The sequence below is a fragment of the Corynebacterium sp. HMSC05C01 genome (assembly GCF_001807155.1).
GTDB lineage: Bacteria > Actinomycetota > Actinomycetes > Mycobacteriales > Mycobacteriaceae > Corynebacterium > Corynebacterium coyleae.
The window spans coordinates 116,041-130,345 of sequence record NZ_KV787969.1 but is presented as its reverse complement, the minus strand read 5'-3'; the positions used below and the strand labels follow the sequence as shown (position 1 = coordinate 130,345).

Sequence of the window (14,305 nt, the reverse complement as noted above, 5' to 3'; positions counted from 1 at the left end):
TAGCGCGGCGATCGTGTCCCACGCTAATACCCCATGGGGGTATATGTCCAGATGGTGGTCTCGATGCATGCAGCCGGACGTTTCACCTTTCGTGGGCACGGGACTACACTGCGCCGACATGCGAGTATTAGCGGCGATGAGCGGGGGAGTCGACTCTTCAGTCGCGGCGGCGCGTCTTGTGGAGGCCGGCCACGATGTTGTCGGCGTGCACCTTGCATTGAGCAAAGACGCGCAGCAAACGCGCGAATCCGCCCGCGGGTGTTGTTCGCTCGAGGATTCCGCCGACGCGCGCCGCGTGTGCGACAAGTTGGGCATCCCGTTTTACGTGTGGGATTTCTCCGACCGGTTCAAAGAAGAGGTCATCGACAACTTCGTGTGGTCGTATGAGCACGGCGAAACCCCGAATCCGTGCCTGCGCTGCAACGAGAAGATCAAGTTCGCAGCCCTGCTGGACCGCGCGGTGACGCTCGGTTTCGATGCGATTGCAACAGGGCATTACGCAATTATCGACGACGCCGGCAACCTGCGCCGTTCCACCGACCCGAACAAAGACCAGTCGTACGTGCTCGGCGTGCTTACTCGCGACGAGTTGGACCGCTGCATCTTCCCGGTCGGCGATACGGAGAAGCCCCAGATCCGTGAGGAGGCCGCCCGCCACGGGTTTGCCACCGCGTCCAAGCCGGATTCTTACGACATTTGCTTCATCCCCGACGGCAACACCCAGGCGTTTTTGGGCCGCTCAATCGGCATGCGCCCCGGCATGATCCGGGACACCGAGGGCAACGAGCTCGCCGAGCACGACGGCGCGTTTCAGTACACGATCGGCCAGCGCAAGGGGTTGAACCTCCGCGTGCCTGCCGCTGACGGCAAGCCGCGCTACGTCACCGATGTGGACACGGCCACCGGAACCGTGACCGTCGGCCCGCGCGACGCGCTGCGTGTCACGGAGATCACCGCCGACCGCTTAAAGGTGCTGCACCCGGCGATGTCCGACGCAGGCGAGTTTGAGGCGAACGTGCAGATCCGCGCCCACGGTGGCGTTGTGCCGTGCACTGCGCGTATCGAGGGCGACCAGATGACGCTTGCCCTCCACGAGCCTCTCGAGGGCGTCGCCCGCGGCCAGGCGGCGGTGCTGTACCTGCCGGACCCGGACGGACTGGGCGACATCGTGCTTGGCTCCGGCACGATTTGCGCCACTGGGTAGAGTTCTGGCCCACCGGGTCCTGCAAACCTCGTTAGTCGCACCTCGTTTATAGCCGAAAAGGAGATGCGGACAAGCTGTTGGAGTGCATGTGGGGGACTTTGTCTCGTTGTTCTGCACTCAGTGCTTGTCGGTGTTCGGCGATGGTGGTGTAGCCGTCGCCGAGTGTCGACTTCAATCGTCTGTGGAGGTAGAAGTCGATGTGGGTGTCAATATAGTCGCGCATCTGCGCCACCGTCATTGTCTTGCCTGCGGGAACAGTTGAGTACGGGTTCAACGCTAATGGTGACGCGGTAGCCATTGACTCCAATGGTCGGAAAACAGTCTTGTCTTCAGCAAAGAAGATGGATGCCGAGCTGAATACAGTACCAGTCCAGACTATGGCGGCAGAGGACCAAAACGATAAGGGAGTTCTTAGCGCAGCTGCCGCAACCATTGCCGGTTGTGCTGGTGGCGTAATCGGTTACGATACAATCATGGAAATTCCAGAGAAGAGGGTTTCCTACTGGGGCTTGGTAAAGTTCCTCGCTAAGAAAATTGGACCAGGACTTGCGATCAGCTGCATTGCCAGTGCAGGTGGCGTCTTTTCAACCTACATAGGGTGGTAAAACATGCGCTCATTGGTAACGATTTGCGGATTTTTAGTGGCACTTGGCATATTTCGTTTTTACACTGATATGCCTTGGTTCCCTTCTGTATTCTTTGGAGGCATCGCTGGGCTTATCGCAGGTGTAGCTCTGACAAAATCCGGGTGGCAGGCAGCCCGTCGAATTGTGTATAACTTTTCTCGGGGATGGTCCTAGCGCTGAGTGCCAGGATTGAATCAAGGTGGGGTGCAAAGCACTCGCACTATGAAAGGTTGGTGGGCCCACTCGAGCACTAAGCGGCGTGGGCCCGCCAACTGCATAGGCCGTTCAGAATGAGAGCGCTATGAGCTCTACCCTGGAGCTGCAGTCCATCTTCTTTAGCAGGGAAGACACCATTCTTTTTACGTGGGGCTCCGAGTAGAACAACGCGTTTGTCCAACTGCCGACAATAGACGTCTCGCCCTCCTCGGAGGTTATCTACTTCAAGGGTTTGGGAAGTCGCCGAACGTTCCACGGGGGCATTCCACAGCGTTTCTATACCTCAACAGTGGCCTTGAGACCAGTGCCGAGGGCAAGACTCCGGACGAAAGATAGAACGCCATTGAGGGCACACACCCTCGAGTTCCACTACGTTGGTCAAGACTGCACTCAGACCGAATACTTAATCGAGCGCGATAAAATGTCGGACGCTTACTCCAAAACTGGAATGGTCGCGGTTTGAGCCGGGAGGCGTGGTCTATCTCCGACAGGATCCACCTGCCCTTTTGTGCCATTATGCAAAAGGCCGGCAGGTCTAGAAAGCGGTTGGCGGGGCGTGGGAGCAGACGAAGGCGCGATCGGGCGACAAAAGAAGTAGCGCAGCAGGGACGTGTCAGGCTATGCGTTGAGCAGTGCCTAGGCGCTACCGCGTAACATCAGCGCCGTGACAACACTTCCTACCACCGCGTTCGGCCTCGGGCCCCTGCCCGGCACCGACCTCGCGCAAGCCGCGGACGTGGTGCTTTCCGAGTCGCCGCTGCCACACATCCCGCAACTGCCAGATCGCGGCGCCGGCTTCGACCTCGTCGGCCGCACCGCCGCGCTGCTCGAGATCCCGATCGCTCCAGGCCCGCGCGGCTGGCGCGTGGCTGCCAGAAAGCGTGCCGACGCCGACCGCATGGCCCGCGACCTCGACCACCTCGAAGCGCTCTGGCACGGCAAGACGGACGCCGTCAAAGTCCAGCTCGCCGGCCCGTTCACGCTTGCCGCTGAGGTGGAGATGCCCAACGGCCACCGCATGATCACCGACCCCGGCGCGCTACGCGATATCACCGACGCGCTCCTGCAGGCGAGCGCGGACCACGTGCGCGACATCAAAACGCGCTTCGGCGCCACGGTGCTCCAACTCGACGAGCCGTGCCTCGGCGACGTCATGGCCGGCACGCTCAAAGGCGCGACCGACTACGAAACCATCGCGGCGATCCCGGAGCCACAGGAGACCCTGCACCGCTTCGGCGAGCACCTGTTGCACACGCCCATGCTTATCGACGACACCCCGTGGCAGACCATCGACCCCCGCACCTGCAACCGCGACGCGCTGGCACGATTGCTGGATACGGGTGCTCGCATTGCGATCCCGACCATGCAGCCACGCGAGCTCTACCGTGTGTTCGACGAGTTACAGATCGACCCGGCACAGACCCAGATCGATGTGTACGCCGAGCCGGCAGACACGCTGCTTGCGTGCGCGCGGAATTACGCTGCCGCCCGCGAAATGCACGAAGAACTCGCAAGCCAGCAGTAGCGCCCTAACCCTGCATCGGCCAGGCGGTGAGCACGCCGGAGGCGTCGCGCCCGTTGGCCTCAAAGTACTTCTTGCGGTCGGTCTGCATGCGGAAGTACTCCACGGCCTGCCACTCCATGAGGTCGCCGGACTCCATCTCGGCCAGGTCTGGGTAGGCCTTGCGCACCTGCATCCACGCCACACGTGCGGCGGCGAACGCGTCGGCGGTCGCCTCGTGGGCGTTGTCGATGCGCACCCCGTAGTGCTCACACATCGCAGTCAGGTTCCGTGGGCCCTTGCGGTAGCGGTCCTTCGCCCGGTCGACCACCAGCGGGTCGAACACAGGGCCGGTGACGGTGAAATCACCGGTGAGGTTGCGCAGCACCGTCAGGTCGTAGGGGGCGTTGAACACCACGAGTGTCAGGCCGTCTTCCCAGCCCTTCTTGATTGCCTCGACCGTCTCGCGCACCACCTCGTCGTGGTCGCGACCCTCCGCACGCGCTTTCTCCGTCGTAATGCCGTGCACCTTGGCGGCTTCTTCGGGGATTTCAATCCCGGGGTCGGCGAGGGTTTCGTTGGCGTCGACCACGCCGTCGTCGATACGCACTAGCGCAGACGTGACCACGCGAGCCTCGCGCGGGTTAGCGGAGGTGGTCTCCAGGTCGAAGGAGAGCATGCGGGAGGCATCGAATGTGGCCATGCCGGTCATTGTAACGAGCGCGCCGACACGAGTGATCCAAAGTCGTTAACCGAGCTTGCGGACTCCGATAAAGCTGGAGAGCGGAGTTGGATCTCGATTGAGGTCATAAGTGCGCAACAGGTCGATGTACACGCTCTTATCCAGGTCCCAGTCGTATTCATAAGTATGGGGAAGACCCTGTGACGCAGCAAATACGAGATCAGCCATGAGACGGGTGACTCGGCCGTTACCGTCGGTGAACGGATGGATACGAACTAGCTCAGCGTGGGTAGCAATACCCAACTGTCTGGCGGTGAGTAACGAAGCCTCTGCTTGATAACCAAGATTGCCAAAGGAAGCATGTAACTCAGTGGAAATGAATTGCGGATCCACACCGATATTGAGCCCAGTGCGACGGAACGCTCCAGACCAGGTCCAGATGCCGTCGAATAACCACCGGTGAAGCTCGACAAGGAACGATGTTGTCAGTATCTCGTCGAGATGAAGTTCCGAATTGTCGATGTCCTCGAGAACCCTCGCACGAGTAACTGCAAGGGTCTGCTGTTCGAGGCTATGAATTGTGAGCTTGTCAGGGATACGGTCAAAATGTTCGAGCAGCGCCGGTTCGAGCGCACTCATCTCATCTCCGTCGAGCGGGGTTTCGCCGTAGCCGGGGTCTAACCCCATCCGCGTTCCTCGAAAAGCCGTGAGAGGATTTGCTGTTCAAGCTCGGACGGTTCGTAGGTCTCAGGAACGGCACGGCTCTCAAGTGCCATCGAGGCACGTGCAGCGCGGATCGATGCCCCGGATGCTTCAAAGCATTGCGCGTGTGTTGCTGTCATGGTGTGCCTCCCTTCTTCTAGCGCATTGTAGTAGCAGATCGAGTGCCTTGCGGAATACAGCCTGGTGAACTTGGGAGGCCTGCTGCAAGCGACAGGATGATTGTTCTAACACCTACACTGGCTCCTCGTGAGTGAAATTTCCGCTGATCTGCACCGTGAATGGGACGAACTAGCCGCAGAGGTCCGCAAGCACCGCGACCTGTACTACAACGGCCAGCCGGTGATTACCGACGCCGAGTTCGACGAGATGTTCCGCCGCCTCCAGAAGATGGAGGAGGAACACCCGGAGTTGGCGGTGCCGGATTCGCCGACCAAGCAGGTCGGTGCGCCGACGGCCGATTCCGCGTTCGCGGACGTGACACACCCCGAGCGCATGATGAGCCTGGACAACGTGTTCTCCGAAGATGAGATGCGCGAGTGGCTGGACAAGACCCCGGGGCCGTACCTGACGGAGTTGAAGATCGACGGGCTGTCCATCGACCTGATCTACGAAAACGGGGAACTGACCCGCGCAGCTACGCGTGGCGATGGCACCACCGGCGAGGACATCACCGCCAACGCGCGCGTCATCGAGGACATCCCGCACAAACTCACTGGCGACGCACCCGCGTTCCTCGAGGTCCGCGGCGAGGTATTCATCCGCCCTGAGGACTTCCCGGAACTCAATGAGTTGCGCCAAAAGGAAGGCGGCAAACCATTCGCCAACCCCCGCAACACGGCAGCCGGCGGCCTGCGCCAGAAGAATCCGGAGGACGTGAAGAAGCGCAAACTGCGTATGATCTGCCACGGCATCGGCGCGCGCGAAGGCTTCAATCCGGCGACCCAGCACGAGGCGTACGAGAAACTCGCCGAGTGGGGCCTGCCGGTCTCCGAGTACACGCGCCGGGCAGAGACTGCGGACGATGTGCTCAAGGCCGTGAAGTACTGGGGCGAGCACCGCAATGATGCGATCCACGAGATGGATGGGCTTGTGGTCAAGGTGGATTCTGTCGCTGAACAGCGCGGTCTTGGCGCGACGTCGCGCGCGCCGCGCTGGGCGATTGCCTACAAGTATCCGCCGCAGGAGGTGACCACGAAACTGCTCGACATTGAGGTCTCCGTCGGGCGCACGGGCCGCGCGACGCCGTACGCGGTGCTGGAGCCGGTGTTCGTCTCAGGCTCGACGGTGTCCATGGCAACCCTGCACAACCAGCACGAAGTTAAGCGCAAGGGCGTGATGATCGGCGACACCGTGGTGGTGCGCAAGGCCGGCGAAATCATCCCGGAGGTACTAGGCCCGGTTGCGGATCTTCGCGACGGCACCGAGCGCGAGTTCGTCTACCCCGAAAACTGCCCGGCCTGCGGCACGAAGCTCGCCCCCGCGAAGGAGGGTGATGCAGACTGGCGCTGCCCGAACACCCGCTCCTGCCCGGCGCAGCTGGCCACGCGTTTGGAGTACATCGCCTCGCGCGGTGCCTTCGACATCGAGGCGCTCGGGGAGAAGGGCGCGGTCGACCTCATTGCCTCCGGGGTGCTGGAGGACGAAGCGAAGCTGTTCGACCTCACCGAGGAGGACCTGAAAAAGTCCAGCGTGTACACCCGCAAGGACGGCGAGGTCAACGCCTCCGGCAAGAAGCTCCTGGCCAACCTGGAAACCGCGCGGCACGCCGACCTGTGGCGCGTGATCGTGGCGCTATCCATCCGCCATGTCGGCCCCACCGCGGCTCGCGCGCTCGCGTCGCGCTTCCGCTCGATGCAGGCGCTTATCGACGCCCCCGTGGAAGACCTGGCAGAAACCGACGGCGTAGGCGAGGTGATTGCGGAGTCGTTCAAGGAGTGGTTCACGGTGGAGTGGCACCAGGCGATCGTCGATAGCTGGGCGGCCGCCGGCGTGACCATGGAGTCCGACGAAGAGGAACGCGCCCCGCAGACCCTGGAGGGGCTGACCATCGTGGCCACGGGCACGCTTGAGGGCTTTACCCGCGACGAAATCAAGGAAGCAATCTTGTCCCGCGGTGGCAAAGCGGCAGGCTCGGTGTCGAAGAAAACCGACTATGTGGTCGTCGGTGAAAACGCCGGCTCCAAGGCAGCGAAAGCCGAAGAGCTGGGCAGGCCGATTCTTACCGAGGAACAGTTCGTGCAACTGCTCGAGGGCGGCCCAGACGCGCTTGCATAGGTTGCGCGCCGGGCAATGTGCCTCGTCGTTAGTCGCGAGCGGTTAGCTCAGGATCGCGCCGATGATGTAGCCCAAATCGCCGACTTCGCGCACCTCGGAGGCCAAGAAGTCGGGCCCGCCCACACGGCCGACGACGAGCACGAGGTCGGTGCCGTGCAGGGGTGCCACGGTCAGGGCGGTGTCCAACTGGAACCAAGACTCTGGCACCCATTCGTCGAAATCGGGCTGCAAGATGCGCGCGCCCTCGATTGCGGGCATCTGCGGGGTGGAACCGTCATCCTCGGGCGCGGCGGAGGAGGCAGCGACGCGCTCCAAACCGGCGTCGGAGTTGTTCAGCACCACCGCCCAGGAGGAGGTGACGGCCTTCGGCATGACGTTGACCAACTCTTCGAGCGTGTCGGCCTGTTTGCCGGAATGTGCCGCGATCTGGGCGAGCATCTGGATCTGTCCGCGGCGGTCGACGCGCCCGGTGAAGGGGCGGATCGAGTCCACTTCGGCGCCGTCGACGGATGCGACGGCGGTGATCAGGGTGTCCACCATGACTCCGGTGGGCAGGGTGACCACGATGTCGTCGGTCACGGTGCCGTCGAGTGAGGACTCGACGATGTCCACGGAGTTGATGTCGGCCTCCACGATGCCGAACGCCTCAGCGAGCTGGCCGAGGCTGCCCGGCACATCGGGGAGTGAAACGCGGATGAGGTACGACATGGCCTTATTTATAGCAACTGGGGGTGGAGAGGCGGTGGCACGACGTGACGTAAGATAAGGCGCGTTAATCGCAACCCACGTTATGCCGAAGGGATGGGACTGTGGCTGAGATTTCACGCGACGAGGTGTCGCGCATCGCACGCCTGGCGCGAATTGCGCTGAAAGACGAGGAGCTGGACACGATTGCCCAGCAGCTGGACACGATTGTGGAAGCAGTGTCGAAGGTGCAAAGCGTGGACACCGAGGGCGTGACCCCGATGAGCCACCCGCACTCCATCGACGCCGGTATGCGCGCCGATGTGGAAAAGAAGGTGCTGACGCAGGAGCAGGCGCTAGATCAGGCGCCGGCTGTGGAGGACGACCGCTTTATGGTGCCGCAGATTCTCGGAGAGGGAGACTAAACGATGACGCAGTACACGATTCCGGCAGAGGGGCTCGTCGCAAAGCCAGCGCACGAACTTGCAGCGATGATTCAGGCTGGTGAGGTCACCTCGCGCGAAGTTACTCAGGCGTTTTTGGACCGTATCGCGGAGATTGACGACGAGCTGGGAGCCTTCCTGCACGTCGGCGCCGAAGAGGCTCTGGCTGCAGCCGACAAGGTCGACGAGCAGGTAAAGAACGGCGAGGAGCCGGCCTCGGCGCTTGCTGGTGTGCCGCTGGCGCTGAAGGACCTGCTGGTGACCACGGATGCGCCGACGACGGCTGCGTCGAAGATGCTTGAGGGCTACATGAGCCCGTACGACGCCACCGTGGTCAAGAAGCTGCGCGCCGCTGGCATCCCGATTCTGGGCAAGACCAACCTGGATGAGTTCGCCATGGGCTCTTCCACGGAGAACTCCGCGTACAAGCAGACGAAGAACCCGCACGATCTGGAGCGCGTCCCGGGTGGTTCCGGCGGTGGCACCGCTGCAGCGCTTGCGTCTGGTGAGGCCCCGCTGGGCATCGGTACCGATACGGGCGGCTCGATCCGCCAGCCGGCATCGCTGACCGGCACCGTTGGCGTGAAGCCGACCTACGGTGGCGTGTCGCGCTACGGCGTGATCGCCTGTGCGTCCTCGCTTGACCAGGTCGGCCCGTGCGCGAACAATGTGCTTGATACTGCGCTGCTGCACGAGATCATCGCTGGCCACGACGAGTTCGACGCTACCTCCGTGGACCGCGAGGTTCCGGCGTGTGCCGACGCTGCTCGTGAGGGTGCGTCCGGCGACCTCAAGGGTGTCAAGATCGGCCGCGTGAAGCAGTTCGAGCGCCCCGGCACCCAGGAAGGTGTCAAGGAGGCCATCGACGCCGCCTACGCACAGCTCGAGCGCCAGGGCGCAGAGATCGTCGAGGTCGACTGCCCGAGCTTCGACGATGTCATGGGCGCGTACTACCTCATCCAGATGTCCGAGGTGAGCTCGAACCTCGCGCGTTTCGACGGCATGCGTTACGGCCTGCGCGTCGGCGACGACGGCTCCCGCTCCGCAGAAGAGGTGATGGCCGCAACGCGTGGCGAAGGCTTCGGTGCTGAGGTCAAGCGTCGCATCATCTTGGGCACCTACGCACTGTCGGTGGGCTACTACGACGCCTACTACCTGCAGGCACAGCGTGTGCGCACCCTGATCGCGCAGGACTTTGCCAAGGCGTTCGAGGGCTGCGACGTCATCGCGGCGCCGTCTGTGCCGTCGACCGCGTTCAAGCTGGGCGAGAAGGTCGATGACCCGTTGGCCATGTACAACTTCGACCTGTTCACGCTGCCGCTGAACCTGGCGGGTCTGCCGGGCATGTCGGTTCCGGCGGGCAACGCCTCCGATACCGACCTTCCGGTTGGTCTGCAGTTGATCGCCCCGGCGTTCGAGGACGCACGGCTCTACCGCGTGGGTGCCGCATTTGAAGCCGGCCGTTAATCCCTGGAATACCCTCGCAGCCTTGGCTGCGGGGTATTTTCTTGTCCTGATTGATCAGGGCTTTATGCCCGTGATCACCCCGCTTCTGCCGTACGAGGTCGGCGGCGCGGTGTGGCTGACCAGTGTGTACTTGCTGTGCACGGTCGCGCCCATGCCGGCCACGGGACGGCTTGGCGACGCGTTCGGGCAACGCCGCATGTTCCTCGCCGGCCTTACCGTCTACGTGGCGGCACTAGCGCTGGCAGGTGCGTCGTGGTCCTTCGGTTCCCTGATCGTCGCGCGTGCGCTTCAGGGCTTCGGCGCGGCGGTGTTCTTACCGCAGGCCTTCGGGCTGATCCCGCGCGTGTTTGCCGCCGACAAGCAGGGACGCGCGTTCGCCGTGTGGGGCGTGATCGGTTCGGTGGCCTCGCTCATCGGGCCGGTGGTTGGGGGTGCAATCGCGCAGTCCCAGGGTTGGCGTGCGGCGTTTTACGCCCAGGCTGGGTTAGGCGCCGTTGCGCTGGTCGCCGGTGTCATCGCGCTGCCGCGATTGACGACGACAGGGGAGCGGGTCACCTTATTACCGGTCGTGCTGTCCTTCGGCGGGCTTGGGCTGTTGGTCTACGGCATCCAGTTCGGCTATTGGCCCTCGATCCTGTTCGGTGTGCTGCTGCTGGGCGTGCTTGTGCAGTCCGCACGCAACGGCACCGATGACGGGTTCCTACCAATCGATCTCCTTTCGGACCGCGCTTTTGCACTTGGCACACTCGGCGTGGCCTCCATGGGGTTCACCGTCGCCTCGATGTTCATCCCGCTGATGTACTGGCTGCAGACGGTCGCTGGAGCGTCGCCGTCGGCAGCGGGCCTGATCACGGCGCCGATGTCGGTACTTGCACTGGTGCTTACCCCGGTGGCCGGCTACCTGACCGATCGCCGCAACCCCGGCAAACTCTGCGCGATCGGGTTTACCCTCAGCACTATGGCACTGGTGCTGGCGATCGTGCTCATCAACGCCGACGCCAACCTGTGGTGGTTCACCGCAGTCACGGCGCTGCTCGGTATCGGCGGCGCGTTCGTGTGGGCGCCGAATGCTGCTGTCACCATGCGTGGCATCACTGAGGGACAGACCGGTGCAGCGTCCGGGTTGTACAACACCGCGCGCCAGGTGGGCAGCGTGCTTGGCGTAGCACTTGTGGGGGCAGTGCTTGCCTCCGGTGAGATCGATGCGACGGCGTCCAAGGCGCTGGTGTTGCCGGTTGTGGCGATGGTGGTGGGCGTGGTGTCGTCGATACGCATTGCGCCGCGGGCAGGGGTAGGCGCGGCGCGCTAGGCTGGCGTGCATGCGACTTGCCACGTTGACCTCTGGAGGAGATTGCCCCGGACTCAACGCCGTTATCCGCGGCGTGGTCCGTACCGCGAACACCGAATACGGCTCGACCGTCGTCGGATACCGTGACGGTTGGGTCGGTTTGATGGAGGACCGCAGGGTCGATCTTTACGACGACGCCTACATGGACTCCCTGCTTCTGCGCGGCGGCACGATCCTAGGCACCGGGCGACTGCACCCGGACAAGTTCAAGGCTGGCATCGACACGATTAAGGCGAACTTGGACGACGCCGGCATCGATGCGCTCATTGCCATTGGCGGCGAAGGCACACTCAAGGGTGCGAAGTGGCTTTCCGATAACGGCATCCCGGTTGTGGGTGTGCCCAAGACCATTGACAACGACGTGGCTGCCACGGACTACACCTTCGGGTTCGACACCGCAGTCTCCGTGGCCACCGACGCGATCGACCGCCTGCACACCACAGCCGAATCCCACAACCGCATCCTGATCGTGGAAGTTATGGGCCGCCACGTCGGCTGGATCGCACTGCATGCTGGCATGGCGGGTGGTGCACACTACACCGTGATCCCCGAGGAGCCGTTCGATATTGCGGAGATCTGCAAAGCCATGGAGCGCCGCTTCCAGATGGGGGAGAAGTACGGCATCATCGTCGTCGCCGAAGGCGCGGTGCCCAAGGAGGGCACGATGGACGCCGGTCTCGGCGAGGAAGACGAGTTCGGCCACAAGACCTTCAACGGAATGGGGCAGATCATTGGCGACGAAGTGAAGAAGCGCCTCGGCTACGACGTACGCACCACAGTGCTTGGCCACATCCAGCGCGGCGGCACGCCGACCGCCTATGACCGCGTACTGGCCACCCGATACGGTGTGCACGCCACCCGAGCGGCACACGACGGCAACTTTGGTAGCTGCGTTGCCCTCCGTGGCGAAGACATTGAACTTGTCGCGCTGGAGGATGCGGTAGCGCAACTCAAAACGGTCCCGGAGCGACGCTACGCCACCGCGAAAGCGATGTTCACATAGCACCCGGACGCGCACTCTATGAAAAACCGCATTCCTAACCCCTGCCGCCTGCTCATCGTCGGCATCAACCCCGGCCGCCTCACCGAGGAGGTGGACGCGCCGTTTGCCTACCCGGGCAATCGCTTCTGGCCGGCGTTGGAGGCCGCAGGCATCACCCCATACCGTGTCCACGCCAATGAGGGGTTATCGGAGGAAGACGCGGCCATGCTCAACGAGCGCGGCATCGGGTTTACCAACCTGGTGGGGCGCATGACGCCGAAAGCGTCGGACCTTTCCAAGGCGGAGCTCGTGGAGGGAGGTGAGGTGGTGCGGAGTGTCGTCGAAAAGCATCAGCCCAGAGCTGTGATGTTCGCTGGAATCGGGGCGTACCGCGATGCTTATCGACGACCAAAGGCCACCCGCGGTCTTCAACCCGAAACCCTCGCCGGAGTGCCGGTGTGGGTGGTGGGCAACCCCAGCGGGCTCAACGCGCACGAGACCGTGGCCACGCTCGCTGAGAGCTACCGGGAGGTCTGGGAGGCGACAGCGCCGCTTTGACGGCCGATGGTGCGATCGCCGTGCGCCGTTCACGGGCGCTGACACGCTACCGGCAGGGCGATGATCACCTAGGTTTACAGCTGGGGCGCTCTCATGCCCCTCGTTCACTATTTTCGGAGGCACCGTTGAATTTCTGCGACAACCCCACCTTGAGCAATGAGTGGGTCACTCTCGAGCCCCTTGGCCTGCAGCACGCGGAAGCCCTTGCCGCCTGCGTCGGGGATCTGTCGAGTTTGTGGTACCAGGACCACATTCCGACACCGGGGGGAGTGCCCGAGTACATCGAGACGTATCTCGCTGATCAGCACCGCGGGGTGCGCGCGCCGTGGGCGATTGTCGAACCGGAAGGATCGGCGATCGGCGTGACGACGTTCCTGCACCCGGATCCGACCAATCGCAACATCGAGATCGGATCGACCTGGATTGCCAAAAACGCCCAGGGCGGAAAGTTCAACACGGCGGCGAAGCTGCTCCTGCTTCAGCGCGCGTTCGAGGACCTCGGCTGCCTGCGCGTAGAGATCCGTACGCACTACATGAACCGCCAGTCGCGTGCGGCTATCGAAAGACTCGGCGCGAAGCTCGATGGAGTGTTACGCCGCCACAAAATTCTCGCCAGCGGTCTCGTGCGCGACACATGCGTCTACTCCATCCTGGACATTGAATGGGCGGAAGTGAAGACCTCGCTCAAGGCCCGCCTGAACAGGTGATCCGCCGAGGTCAGGTCAGCGCGTCGAGGCCAATATCCAGGATGGTGACCGAATGCGTGAGCGCGCCGACGGCGAGGAATTCAACGCCCGTGTCCGCGTAGGCGCGGGCGCGATCAAGCGTCAAGCCACCCGAGGATTCGAGCATCGTCGCTGGGGACAGTGCATCTCGCCGGGCGACTGCCACCCGCGTGTCTTCCACTTCAAAATTGTCCAGCATGACCAGAGTCGGCTTCAATTCCAGGACCTCGGTGAGCTGATCTAGGTCATCCACTTCGACCTCAAGGGGGAGGCCTGGGAATGCGTTGGCCGTGCGTCGATATGCGTCGGCTGCGCTACCGACGCTCGCGACGTGGTTGTCCTTGATCAGTGCCGCGTCACCCAGACTCATGCGGTGGTTGACACCTCCGCCGCAACGCACGGCGTATTTCGCCAAATCGCGGTAGCCGGGAAGCGTTTTCCGGGAATCCCTCACCCGCGCCCGAGTGTCGGAAATAGCCTCCGTCCACGCAGAAGTCGCGGTCGCGATGCCGCTAGCGTAGGTGAGCAGATTCAATGCAGTCCGTTCCGCCGACAGAATGGCGCGCGCCGGGCCGGACACCGTAGCAAGACAGTCACCGGCCGTCACTCGATCGCCGTCGGCGGCGTGCACAGACACGTCGACGGCGGGGGAAATCTCGCGCATAGTCCATCCCACAACGTCGATTCCCGCGACGGTCCCGTCCTGGCGGGGGACCACCTGTGCAGTAAGAACCGCGTCCATGTCGATTGTCGCCACGGATGTGGCGTCGGGGCCATGAGCGAAGTCCTCCGCGAGACCGAGACGGATGAGTCGCTGTATGGCCTCCTTATTCAGTGGAGGGAAGATCGGCTGAGCAGGCGTTGTCATCGGT

The 14,305-nt window shown here is 63.0% G+C and carries 16 protein-coding genes; 10 read left to right on the top strand and 6 right to left on the bottom strand.

What is annotated here, in order from left to right; genetic code table 11:
- Positions 1 to 118: 118 nt before the first annotated feature.
- Positions 119 to 1,204 carry a tRNA 2-thiouridine(34) synthase MnmA gene (mnmA, locus tag HMPREF3145_RS09560; protein WP_070423029.1) on the top strand — a complete coding sequence of 362 codons (1,086 nt, stop codon included), beginning with the start codon at positions 119 to 121 and terminating at the stop codon, positions 1,202 to 1,204.
- A gap of 46 nt (positions 1,205 to 1,250) precedes the next feature.
- Here mnmA and HMPREF3145_RS09555 read toward each other — a convergent pair whose 3' ends face one another.
- Positions 1,251 to 1,502, bottom strand: a complete 252-nt coding sequence (locus HMPREF3145_RS09555; RefSeq protein ID WP_141740862.1) for a hypothetical protein — start codon at positions 1,500 to 1,502, stop codon at positions 1,251 to 1,253.
- A gap of 25 nt (positions 1,503 to 1,527) precedes the next feature.
- On the opposite strand from HMPREF3145_RS09555, the gene HMPREF3145_RS09550 reads away from it, so the two are divergent.
- Together HMPREF3145_RS09550 and HMPREF3145_RS09545 are read left to right on the top strand one after the other, a co-directional pair.
- A complete protein-coding gene (locus tag HMPREF3145_RS09550; RefSeq protein WP_141740861.1) occupies positions 1,528 to 1,809 on the top strand; it encodes a hypothetical protein in 282 nt (93 codons plus the stop codon).
- Between the two features lie 901 nt (positions 1,810 to 2,710).
- Positions 2,711 to 3,571, top strand: a complete 861-nt coding sequence (locus HMPREF3145_RS09545; protein WP_070422998.1) for a uroporphyrinogen decarboxylase/cobalamine-independent methonine synthase family protein — start codon at positions 2,711 to 2,713, stop codon at positions 3,569 to 3,571.
- Between the two features lie 4 nt (positions 3,572 to 3,575).
- On the opposite strand, the gene HMPREF3145_RS09540 is transcribed toward HMPREF3145_RS09545, so the two are convergent.
- Genes HMPREF3145_RS09540 through HMPREF3145_RS11880 form a run of 3 tightly spaced genes read right to left on the bottom strand, consistent with a single transcriptional unit; the run spans position 3,576 to position 5,071 of the window.
- Complete coding sequence (locus HMPREF3145_RS09540) at positions 3,576 to 4,250, bottom strand: 3'-5' exonuclease (protein WP_070423028.1); 675 nt, start codon at positions 4,248 to 4,250, stop codon at positions 3,576 to 3,578.
- A 45-nt stretch (positions 4,251 to 4,295) separates the two neighbouring features.
- The gene (locus HMPREF3145_RS09535) at positions 4,296 to 4,916 is read right to left on the bottom strand and encodes a Fic family protein (protein ID WP_070422997.1); all 621 of its coding nucleotides are present in this window, start codon (positions 4,914 to 4,916) and stop codon (positions 4,296 to 4,298) included.
- Positions 4,907 to 5,071, bottom strand: coding sequence for a hypothetical protein (locus HMPREF3145_RS11880; protein WP_167594517.1), 165 nt, complete (start codon positions 5,069 to 5,071; stop codon positions 4,907 to 4,909). Before HMPREF3145_RS11880 ends, HMPREF3145_RS09535 begins: the two co-directional genes overlap by 10 nt.
- Positions 5,072 to 5,198: 127 nt before the next feature.
- Between HMPREF3145_RS11880 and ligA the strand changes: the two genes are divergently transcribed.
- Positions 5,199 to 7,226, top strand: coding sequence for an NAD-dependent DNA ligase LigA (ligA, locus tag HMPREF3145_RS09530; RefSeq protein WP_070422996.1), 2,028 nt, complete (start codon positions 5,199 to 5,201; stop codon positions 7,224 to 7,226).
- A gap of 42 nt (positions 7,227 to 7,268) precedes the next feature.
- Here the strand turns inward: ligA and HMPREF3145_RS09525 are convergent, their stop codons facing one another.
- A complete protein-coding gene (locus HMPREF3145_RS09525; protein WP_070422995.1) occupies positions 7,269 to 7,934 on the bottom strand; it encodes an ACT domain-containing protein in 666 nt (221 codons plus the stop codon).
- A 101-nt stretch (positions 7,935 to 8,035) separates the two neighbouring features.
- On the opposite strand from HMPREF3145_RS09525, the gene gatC reads away from it, so the two are divergent.
- The 6 genes from gatC (at position 8,036) to HMPREF3145_RS09495 (ending at position 13,415) form a co-directional block, all read left to right on the top strand.
- The gene (gene gatC / locus HMPREF3145_RS09520) at positions 8,036 to 8,335 is read left to right on the top strand and encodes an Asp-tRNA(Asn)/Glu-tRNA(Gln) amidotransferase subunit GatC (RefSeq protein WP_070422994.1); all 300 of its coding nucleotides are present in this window, start codon (positions 8,036 to 8,038) and stop codon (positions 8,333 to 8,335) included.
- Positions 8,336 to 8,338: 3 nt separating this feature from the next.
- Positions 8,339 to 9,820, top strand: a complete 1,482-nt coding sequence (gene gatA / locus HMPREF3145_RS09515; protein WP_070422993.1) for an Asp-tRNA(Asn)/Glu-tRNA(Gln) amidotransferase subunit GatA — start codon at positions 8,339 to 8,341, stop codon at positions 9,818 to 9,820.
- 22 nt (positions 9,821 to 9,842) lie between these two features.
- Entirely contained in the window at positions 9,843 to 11,129 is a 1,287-nt protein-coding gene (locus HMPREF3145_RS09510; protein ID WP_246817577.1) for an MFS transporter, read from the top strand.
- Positions 11,130 to 11,139: 10 nt separating this feature from the next.
- Entirely contained in the window at positions 11,140 to 12,171 is a 1,032-nt protein-coding gene (locus HMPREF3145_RS09505) for a 6-phosphofructokinase (protein WP_070422991.1), read from the top strand.
- An 18-nt stretch (positions 12,172 to 12,189) separates the two neighbouring features.
- Positions 12,190 to 12,708, top strand: coding sequence for a mismatch-specific DNA-glycosylase (locus HMPREF3145_RS09500; protein ID WP_070422990.1), 519 nt, complete (start codon positions 12,190 to 12,192; stop codon positions 12,706 to 12,708).
- Positions 12,709 to 12,857: 149 nt separating this feature from the next.
- A complete protein-coding gene (locus HMPREF3145_RS09495) occupies positions 12,858 to 13,415 on the top strand; it encodes a GNAT family N-acetyltransferase (RefSeq protein ID WP_246815355.1) in 558 nt (185 codons plus the stop codon).
- A 10-nt stretch (positions 13,416 to 13,425) separates the two neighbouring features.
- Here the strand turns inward: HMPREF3145_RS09495 and nadC are convergent, their stop codons facing one another.
- Entirely contained in the window at positions 13,426 to 14,301 is an 876-nt protein-coding gene (nadC, locus tag HMPREF3145_RS09490; protein WP_070422988.1) for a carboxylating nicotinate-nucleotide diphosphorylase, read from the bottom strand.
- Positions 14,302 to 14,305: the final 4 nt, after the last annotated feature.